General features: G+C 71.9%; 7 protein-coding genes. 3 read left to right on the plus strand and 4 right to left on the minus strand.

Annotation, left to right across the window (positions count from 1 at the left end):
• Nucleotides 1–66: 66 nt before the first annotated feature.
• Genes ACH4ZX_RS23790 through coxB form a run of 3 tightly spaced genes read right to left on the minus strand, consistent with a single transcriptional unit; the run spans nucleotide 67 to nucleotide 3,154 of the window.
• Nucleotides 67–465, minus strand: a complete 399-nt coding sequence (locus tag ACH4ZX_RS23790; protein WP_398276119.1) for a cytochrome c oxidase subunit 4 — start codon at nucleotides 463–465, stop codon at nucleotides 67–69.
• On the minus strand, nucleotides 462–2,198 hold the full coding sequence (gene ctaD, locus ACH4ZX_RS23795) for a cytochrome c oxidase subunit I (protein ID WP_398276122.1): 1,737 nt from the start codon (nucleotides 2,196–2,198) through the stop codon (nucleotides 462–464). Before ctaD ends, ACH4ZX_RS23790 begins: the two co-directional genes overlap by 4 nt.
• Nucleotides 2,195–3,154, minus strand: coding sequence for a cytochrome c oxidase subunit II (gene coxB, locus ACH4ZX_RS23800; RefSeq protein ID WP_398276125.1), 960 nt, complete (start codon nucleotides 3,152–3,154; stop codon nucleotides 2,195–2,197). The genes ctaD and coxB overlap by 4 nt, the downstream gene beginning before the upstream one ends.
• Before the next feature lie 496 nt (nucleotides 3,155–3,650).
• Here coxB and ACH4ZX_RS23805 point away from each other — a divergent pair, with 496 nt between their 5' ends.
• Nucleotides 3,651–5,027: a cysteine desulfurase/sulfurtransferase TusA family protein gene (locus tag ACH4ZX_RS23805; RefSeq protein WP_398276128.1), complete on the plus strand. Its 1,377-nt coding sequence runs from the start codon at nucleotides 3,651–3,653 to the stop codon at nucleotides 5,025–5,027.
• 48 nt (nucleotides 5,028–5,075) lie between these two features.
• On the opposite strand, the gene ACH4ZX_RS23810 is transcribed toward ACH4ZX_RS23805, so the two are convergent.
• Nucleotides 5,076–6,050 carry a carbohydrate kinase family protein gene (locus tag ACH4ZX_RS23810; RefSeq protein WP_398276131.1) on the minus strand — a complete coding sequence of 325 codons (975 nt, stop codon included), beginning with the start codon at nucleotides 6,048–6,050 and terminating at the stop codon, nucleotides 5,076–5,078.
• Between the two features lie 133 nt (nucleotides 6,051–6,183).
• Between ACH4ZX_RS23810 and ACH4ZX_RS23815 the strand changes: the two genes are divergently transcribed.
• Nucleotides 6,184–6,393, plus strand: a complete 210-nt coding sequence (locus tag ACH4ZX_RS23815; protein WP_360752241.1) for a hypothetical protein — start codon at nucleotides 6,184–6,186, stop codon at nucleotides 6,391–6,393.
• 166 nt (nucleotides 6,394–6,559) lie between these two features.
• The gene (locus ACH4ZX_RS23820) at nucleotides 6,560–8,629 is read left to right on the plus strand and encodes a hypothetical protein (protein WP_398276134.1); all 2,070 of its coding nucleotides are present in this window, start codon (nucleotides 6,560–6,562) and stop codon (nucleotides 8,627–8,629) included.
• Nucleotides 8,630–8,739 lie beyond the last annotated feature (110 nt).

Genomic DNA, 8,739 nt, shown 5'->3' on the forward strand with positions numbered 1-8,739 from the left:
TGCGCCGAAAGCAGGAGCCCGGACCCTCCTGACGGAGTGTCCGGGCTCTTGAGCGCTCGGCGCGTGTTACTGGGTGCGGTTCTCACCGCGGTAGTACTCGAAGACCCAGCCCCACAGGCCGACCAGGATCAGCGGGGCGGAGAAGAACATCAGCCACCAGCCGATCGCGATCGACAGGAAGGCGAGGGCGCCACCGGCCGCCAGCGCCAGCGGCTGCCAGCTGTGCGGGCTGAAGAACCCGACCTCGCCGGCCTCGTCGGCGACGTCCGCCTGCTTGTCGTCCTGGGCGCCCGCGTCGACCCGCCGGGCGGTGAAGCCCAGGTAGAAGCCGACCATGATGCTCAGGCCGAAGGTCAGGAAGAGGGCGGTGGTACCGGCCGGCTCCTTCGACCACACGCCATAGACCACTGCCATGGCGAGGAAGAAGACGCTCAGCCACATGAACATCTTGCCCTGGATCTTCACTTGCCGGCCTCCTTGCCACCGAGCGCAGCCGGCTCGCCGTGCGGGGCGTTCTCGAGCTGGTCGAGGGCGGCGATGTCAGGGTGGTGCAGGTCGAACGCCGGGGATTCGCTGCGGATCCGCGGCAGGGTGAGGAAGTTGTGCCGCGGCGGCGGGCAGGACGTGGCCCACTCCAGGGAGCGGCCGTAGCCCCACGGGTCGTCGACCTCGACCGGCTTGCCGTACTTGGCCGTCTTCCACACGTTGTAGAGGAACGGCAGCATCGACAGGCCGAGCAGGAACGAGCTTATCGTCGAGACCGTGTTCAGGGCGGTGAAGCCGTCGGCCGCGAGGTAGTCCGCGTAACGACGCGGCATGCCCTCGACACCCAGCCAGTGCTGCACCAGGAACGTGCCGTGGAAGCCGACGAACAGCGTCCAGAACGTGATCTTGCCGAGGCGCTCGTCGAGCATCTTGCCGGTGAACTTCGGCCACCAGAAGTGGAAGCCGGAGAACATCGCGAACACGACCGTACCGAAGATCACGTAGTGGAAGTGGGCCACCACGAAGTACGTGTCCGAGACGTGGAAGTCCATCGGCGGCGCGGCCAGGATGACACCGGTCAGACCGCCGAAGAGGAAGGTGACCAGGAAGCCGGTCGCCCACAGCATCGGCGTCTCGAAGGACAGCGACCCCTTCCACATGGTGCCGATCCAGTTGAAGAACTTCACACCGGTCGGGACCGCGATCAGGAAGGTCATGAAGGAGAAGAACGGCAGCAGCACACCGCCGGTGACGTACATGTGGTGCGCCCACACCGTCACGGACAGACCCGCGATGGCGATGGTGGCGCCGACCAGGCCCATGTAGCCGAAGATCGGCTTGCGGGAGAAGACCGGGATGACCTCACTGACGATGCCGAAGAACGGCAGCGCGATGATGTACACCTCGGGGTGGCCGAAGAACCAGAACAGGTGCTGCCACAGCAGCGCTCCGCCGTTGGCGGGGTCGAAGATGTGGGCGCCGAACTTGCGGTCCACCTCCAGCGCGAACAGCGCGGCGGCCAGCACCGGGAAGACGATGAGCGCCAGCAGGGCGGTCAGCAGCACGTTCCAGGTGAAGATCGGCATGCGGAACATCGTCATGCCGGGGGCGCGCATGCAGATGATCGTGGTGATGAAGTTGACCGAGCCGAGGATGGTGCCGAAGCCGGAGAGGGCCAGGCCCATGATGCCCATGTCGGCGCCGATGCCGGGGGTGTGGATCGCGTCCGACAGCGGGACGTACATGAACCAGCCGAAGTCGGGGGCGCCGTTCGGGGTCAGCAGGCTGGCCGCCGCGATCAGCGAGCCGAGCAGGTACAGCCAGTAGGCGAACATGTTCAGCCGCGGGAAGGCGACGTCAGGGGCGCCGATCTGCAGCGGCATGATCCAGTTCGCGAAGCCGGCGAACAGCGGCGTCGCGAACATCAGCAGCATGATCAGGCCGTGCATCGTGAAGGCCTGGTTGAACTGCTCGTTGGAGAGGATCTGCAGGCCCGGACGGGCCAGCTCGGCGCGCATGAACAGCGCCATCACGCCACCGATGCAGAAGAACGCGAACGACGTGACCATGTACAGCGTACCGATGGTCTTGTGGTCGGTCGTGGTCAGCCACTTGACCACGACACTGCCGCGGTTCTGGCGCCGGACCGGCAGCTCGTCCTCGTAGTAGGACCCTGCTGCCGCGGCACCCTTGGGTTCGTTGACGGTGCTCACAGGTTGTTCGTCTCCCGGTTCTTCTCGTGGCTCGTCTGCGCGATGCCGGCGGGAACGTAACCGGTCTGCCCCTTCTTCGCGAGGTCCTTGAGGTGCTGCTCGTAGCGCTCAGGGGAGACGACCTTCACGTTGAACAGCATCCGGGAGTGGTCGACGCCGCACAGCTCGGCGCACTTGCCCAGGAAGGTGCCCTCCTTGTTGGGGGTCACCTGGAAGGCGTTGGTGTGGCCCGGGATGACGTCCACCTTCATCAGGAACGGCACCACCCAGAAGGAGTGGATGACGTCCCGGGAGGTGAGGACGAAGCGGACCGTCTTGCCCTTGGGGAGCCACAGCGTCGGGCCGGGGTTGCCGGTCTGCGGGTTCCGCGTGGCCGGGGTGCCGATGTCGTAGACGCCGCCGGCGTTGGCCGGGAAGTCGTCCTTGTACCGGTTGGGGACGGCGTCCAGGTTCTTGTCGGTCTTCGCGTCACCGGTAGAGCCGGCGACGGGGCTGATGTAGTTGAACGCCCAGCTCCACTGGAAGCCGACGACGTTGACCGTGACGTCGGGCTTCTTCTCGATGTCGAGGAGCTTCGACTCGTCCCGGGCGGTGAAGTAGAACAGCACCGAGACGATCAGGAGCGGGACGACCGTGTACAGCGCCTCGATGGGCATGTTGTACCGGGTCTGCGGAGGGACCTCGACCTTGGTGCGGCTGCGCCGGTGGAACATGGCGCTCCACAGAATCAGACCCCACACCAGCACGCCGACGACGAGCGCGGCGGCCCAGGATCCCTGCCACAGGGAGAGGATCCGCGGAGCCTCCTCCGAGGCCGGGTTGGGCATACCCAGGCGAGGAAAGTCCTTGTATGTGCAACCGGTGGCGGTCGCCAGGACCAGGGCCGCGGTCAGTGCCTGCAGCAGCTTCCGCCGCATCGGGCGCCGCGGCGAGCGGTCGGAGCCGTTGGGACTCACGTAGCGCCTTCCCGAGAGTCTCGCCCGCGCGGATCGGCTGCGGCCTTCTCGCTGGTCGGTCGCCGCCCTGCGTCGGGCAGGGGTTTGGATGTTTATGCGGACCAAACCCTAGCCGACGCCATTTGGGGTCGCGCGGGGAGGGTCCCCAACGCGCCGTGCGCTCAGCCGAAGGGGTCGGCTCCCCCGCCGAGGCCCACCGGTGACGGACGCTCAGGCCCCCGAGTGGCAGGCGGGGCGGGGGCGCGGCGCCGGTGGGGGCGGCGGGGCGGGCACGGCACCGGCGGACGCGGCGCGGAGGCGGGGGCGGCCCGGCGAGGACGGCGGGGCGGGCACGGCACCGGCGGACGCGGCCCGGAGGCGGTGGCGGCCCGGCGAGGGCGGCGGGGGCGGCCCGGCAAGGTGGCGGGGGCGGCCCGGAGGGCAGGGCGGTGGGGCTGGGGTTGGGCGGTCGTGCCCCCGGGGGTCGTTGTGCCGGCCGGGGTCCTAGCGTTGCCGTGTGTCCTACTTCGACGCGGCGTCCGCCGCTCCTCTGCACCCCGTGGCCCGTCAGGCGCTGCTCGCCTCGCTCGACGAGGGATGGGCCGATCCGTCGCGTCCCTACCGGGAGGGACGGCGCGCCCGGCTGCTGCTGGACGCGGCCCGCGAGGCGGCCGCCGAGGCCGTGGGCTGCCGGCCGGACGAACTCGTCTTCACCTCTTCCGGCACCCGCGCCGTGCATACCGGGATCGCGGGCGCGCTGGCGGGCCGGCGGCGGATCGGACGTCACCTGATCGTGTCAGCCGTGGAACACTCCTCGGTCCTCCATTCGGCGGAGGTGTTCGAGGCGGACGGCGGAACGGTGACCCAGGTGCCCGTGGACCGCACGGGCGCGGTGACCGTACAGGGTTACGCGGACGCCCTGCGCCCGGACACCGCGCTCGCGTGCCTGCAGTCGGCCAACCACGAGGTGGGCACCGAGCAGCCGGTGGCGGCCGTGGCCGAGGCGTGCCGCGCGGCGGGCGTGCCGCTGCTGGTGGACGCGGCGCAGTCGCTGGGCTGGGGACCGGTCGGCGGCGACTGGTCGCTGCTGGCGGCGAGCGCCCACAAGTGGGGCGGTCCGTCCGGGGTCGGGCTGCTCGTCGTGCGCAAGGGGGTGCGGTTCGCGCCGCAGGGTCCGGCGGACGAGCGGGAGTCGGGGCGCTCCCCCGGCTTCGAGAACCTGCCGGCCGTGGTGGCGGCGGCCGCCTCGCTGCGGGCGGTGCGCGCGGAGGCGGAGCGGGAGGCGGCACGGCTGCGGGAGCTGACGGAGCGGATCCGGTCCCGGGTTCCGGCGCTGGTGCCGGACGTGGAGGTGGTCGGGGATCCCGTTCGGCGCCTGCCCGGAACCGTCACGTTCTCGTGTCTCTATGTCGATGGGGAGACATTGCTGCACGAGCTGGACCGGGCCGGCTTCTCGGTCTCCTCCGGGTCGTCCTGCACGAGCAGCACGCTGACGCCCAGCCATGTGCTCAGGGCGATGGGGGTGCTGAGCGAGGGCAACGTGCGGGTGTCGCTGCCGCCGGGGACGCCGGCGGAGGACGTCGAGCGGTTCCTTGAGGTACTGCCCGGGGCGGTGGCCGCGGTGCGGGACAAGCTCGCGGCACCGGCGTCCGAGGCGGTCGTCCGGGACGACGCCCTCGTGGTGGACGCGCTCGGCAGGCGCTGCCCGATCCCCGTGATCGAACTCGCCAAGGTCATCGGTGATGTCCCGGTGGGCGGCCGGGTCCGCGTCCTGTCGGACGACGAGGCGGCGCGTCTGGACATCCCCGCGTGGTGCGAGATGCGGGGCCAGGAGTACGTCGGCGAGGAGCCGGCGGACCGGGGATCGGCGTACGTGGTCCGCCGGCTGTCCTGACGCGCCGACGCGTCGGCCGAGGCGTCGGCCGAGGTGCCAGTTGAGGTGCTAGTTGAGGTGCTTCTTGACCTCGGAGGCGGCCTCGTCGCCGTAGGCCTTGGTGAAGCGCGCCATGAAGTGGGCGCGGCGCAGCTGGTACTCCTGGGTGCCGACCGTCTCGATGACGAGCGTGGCGAGCATGCAGCCGATCTGGGCGGCGCGCTCCAGGGAGACGCCCCACGCCAGGCCGGAGAGGAAGCCGGCTCGGAAGGCGTCGCCGACGCCGGTGGGGTCGGCCTTGCGCTCCTCGTCGGGGGTGCCGACCTCGATGGCCGGCTCGCCGGCCCGCTCGACGCGCACGCCGCGCGAGCCGAGGGTGGTGACGCGGTGGCCGACCCGGCCGAGGATCTCCTCGTCGCTCCAGCCGGTCTTGTTCTCGATCAGGCCCTTCTCGTACTCGTTCGAGAACAGGTACGTGGCGCCGTCCAGCAGTATCCGGATCTCGTCGCCGTGCATGCGGGCGATCTGCTGGGAGAAGTCGGCGGCGAACGGGATGCCCCGCGAGCGGCACTCCTCGGTGTGCCGGAGCATCGCCTCCGGGTCGTCGGCGCCGATCAGGACCAGGTCGAGGCCGCCGACGCGGTCGGCGACGGTCTTCAGCTCGATCTGGCGGGCCTCGCTCATGGCGCCCGTGTAGAAGGAGCCGATCTGGTTGTGGTCGGCGTCGGTGGTGCACACGAAGCGGGCGGTGTGCAGGGTCTCGGAGATGCGTACGGAGTCGGTGTCGACGCCGTGCCGTTCCAGCCAGGCGCGGTAGCCGTCGAAATCGAAGCCGGCGGCGCCGACCAGGATCGGCTTCGTGCCGAGCTGCCCCATGCCGAAGGCGATGTTCGCGCCGACCCCGCCGCGACGGACGTCGAGGTTGTCGACCAGGAAGGAGAGCGAGACCGTGTGCAGCTGGTCCGCGACGAGCTGGTCGGCGAATCGGCCGGGGAAGGTCATGAGGTGGTCGGTGGCGATGGAGCCGGTGACTGCGATGCGCACGGCGTGGACTCTCCTGTGGGGAGAAAACTGGGTTGACAGTTCACGCTACCGGGTCCGGCACCGCCTTCGAAGCACGGAAACTACCCAATAGTAGATCTTTCTTCGCCGTCTCCGGCGTGCCTACGGTGCCGGTATGACCAACCTCGACGTCCACTCCCCGGCCCCGGCCGACCTGGAAGGCGGCCTCGCGTCGCTGCGCGGCGACTGCGCCCGGATGGCCCCGCACTGGGCGGTTCCCGACCGGGCCGCCGCCCGGCCCGTCTCCCCCTCGCACATTCACGGCGTGACGGTTCCGCCGGACTCGGCCCGGCTGCTGGAGGCGATGTCGGACTACGGCGACTGAAGCCGCCGCGGCAGCGCGGATCGGCGCGTTCGGGGAACCGTACGCTCCCCCGCCGCGTCCCATCGCCGTCCCCCGTGAAGGGGGTGCGCGATACGACCCTCCGGCCGACCGTTTTGGCAGGGCCGGGTCAGGGTTACCGGGACAGTGCGGCCGAAGGAGCGATGCGGTGAACACCGAGCGACCCGACAACGACGACGTCGTCGGACCCGCCGGCGACGACGAGAGCAGGACCTCCGACGCCGGGCACGCACCCGGCGCGGAGGGCTCCGCCCCTGGGACCGAGACCCCCGCGAAGGGCTCCGCCCCCGGGGCCGAGACCCCCGCGAAGGGCTCCGCCCCCGGGGACGACACCCCCGCGCAAGACTCCGCCCCCCGGGACGAGATCCACGCCGGTGACTCCGGCGGCCCGGAAGAACGGGACGCCGCGGCGCCGTCCCTGGCCGACGAGAGCGGGCCCGAGGTCGCCCCCGCGGCCGACGAGGGCGGACCCGTGACACCCTCGGCAGTCGGCAAGGACGAGGCGCAGACCCCCCTCACGACAGACAGGGACGGGGCACGGCCTGCCTCCACAGTCGGCGAAGGCGAAGCCGGGACCGCCACCGCGCCCGGCAAGGGCGAGGCCGGGACGCTCTCCGCGCCGGGCAAGGGCGAGGCGGAGACTGCCACCGCGCCCGACGAGGGCGAAGCCGGGACCGCCACTGCGGTCGGCAAGGACGAGGCAGTGGCACTCTCCGCTGTCGGTGAGGGTGAAACCGGGGTTCCCGATGCCACTCCCGGTCCTGGTGAGCGGCAGGCGCACGATGCCGGTGCGCGAGTGCCCCGGCGGCGCTCCCCGGCGGTCGTCGCGTCGGTCGCCGCCGCCGTGCTGCTCGTCGGGGCAAGCGGGGCGTATCTCGCCGCCAACGCTTCGGGCGGGTCCGGGGGCAGCGGTCCGGGGGCGGCCGGCGGCGACGGCACTCCCCCGCCGCTCGCCCTCGACGGCGGGTCCGAGAGCGGCACCAACGGGATCGCGCCCGGCGAGCCGGACCCGTACGGCACGGCGTACCGGGTCGACGGCACCCTCCCGGACGGGCCGGACTCGGCGCCCGTGTACCGGGCGGCCGGCCAGGTGACCGAGGAGGAGGTGGCCCGGCTGGCGAAGGCCCTCGGGCTCGACGGAACGCCGGTGGCGCGGGGGCGGTCCTGGCGGGTGGGCCCGGCGAAGGACGGGGCGGGGCCCAGCCTGGTGGTGGACCGGCAGGCGCCGGGCACCTGGACGTTCCACCGGTACGCCGCCGGAACCGACGCCTGCGAGGGCACCCTCGTGTGCACGAAGGACCCCGCGAACCCGGCCGGCCGCACGGTGAGCGAGGCCGCCGCGAAGAAGGCCGCCGCACCCGTGCTGAAGGCGGCCGGCCAGGACACCGCCAAGGTGGACGCGAGCCGGGTCATGGGCGCGCAGCGGGTCGTCAACGCCGACCCGGTGGTCGGCGGACTGCCCACGTACGGCTGGACGACCGGGCTGACGCTGAACGCGCAGGGCGAGGTGGTCGGCGGCAACGGCCGGCTGAAGGCGCCGGTGAAGGGCGACACGTACCCCGTGCTGGGGGCGCGCGAGACGCTCGACGCGATGAACGCGGCTCCCCCGGCCGGCCGTCGGACGGGCATCGGGGGCTGCGCCAGTCCGGTGCCGCTGGAGGACCGGCTGGAGGCGCCGTGCGGGCAGTCGTCGCCGGGCTCGGCGGCCACGCCCGCGCGGCCTGCCGCCACGGTCGAGGGCGCGGTGTTCGGGCTGGCCGCGCACGCCGTGGACGGGCGGCCGGCGCTGGTGCCGTCCTGGCTGTTCGAGGTGCGGGCGCCGGGTGCGCGGGACACCGTCACGGTGACGCGTCCCGCGGTCGAACCGGCGTATCTGGCATCCGGCACCCCCTCGGGCGCTCCCTCCGCCACGGCGGCGCCTCGGGACGTGAAGGTGGACGGCTACAGCGCCGACGACCGCGAGCTGACCGTCACCTTCACGGGCGGGGTGTGCGCGGACTACGAGGCGAAGGCGAGCGAGAGCCCGGACAAGGTGACCGTGACGGTCACCGAGACGCCGTGGCCGGACAAGGTCTGCATCATGATCGCCAAGCAGTACCGGAAGGTGCTCCACCTCGACGAGCCGCTCGGCGACCGCACGGTGGTGGGCTCCGACGGCAAGCCGATCCCGCGGACGAAGCCCGGAGCCCGGCTGCCGCAGCCGTCCGGGGCGCGGTAGAAGCGGCAGCGGCGGACACGCGGAAGGGGGGGGGCCCCCCCCGGGGGGCCCCCCCCCCACCTCCGCTCACGGCGTGTACACCGTGGGCCGCGGCGCCGTCGCCATCCCGT

It is taken from the genome of Streptomyces sp. NPDC020490 (assembly GCF_044335305.1).
In the GTDB taxonomy this organism is placed as follows: domain Bacteria; phylum Actinomycetota; class Actinomycetes; order Streptomycetales; family Streptomycetaceae; genus Streptomyces.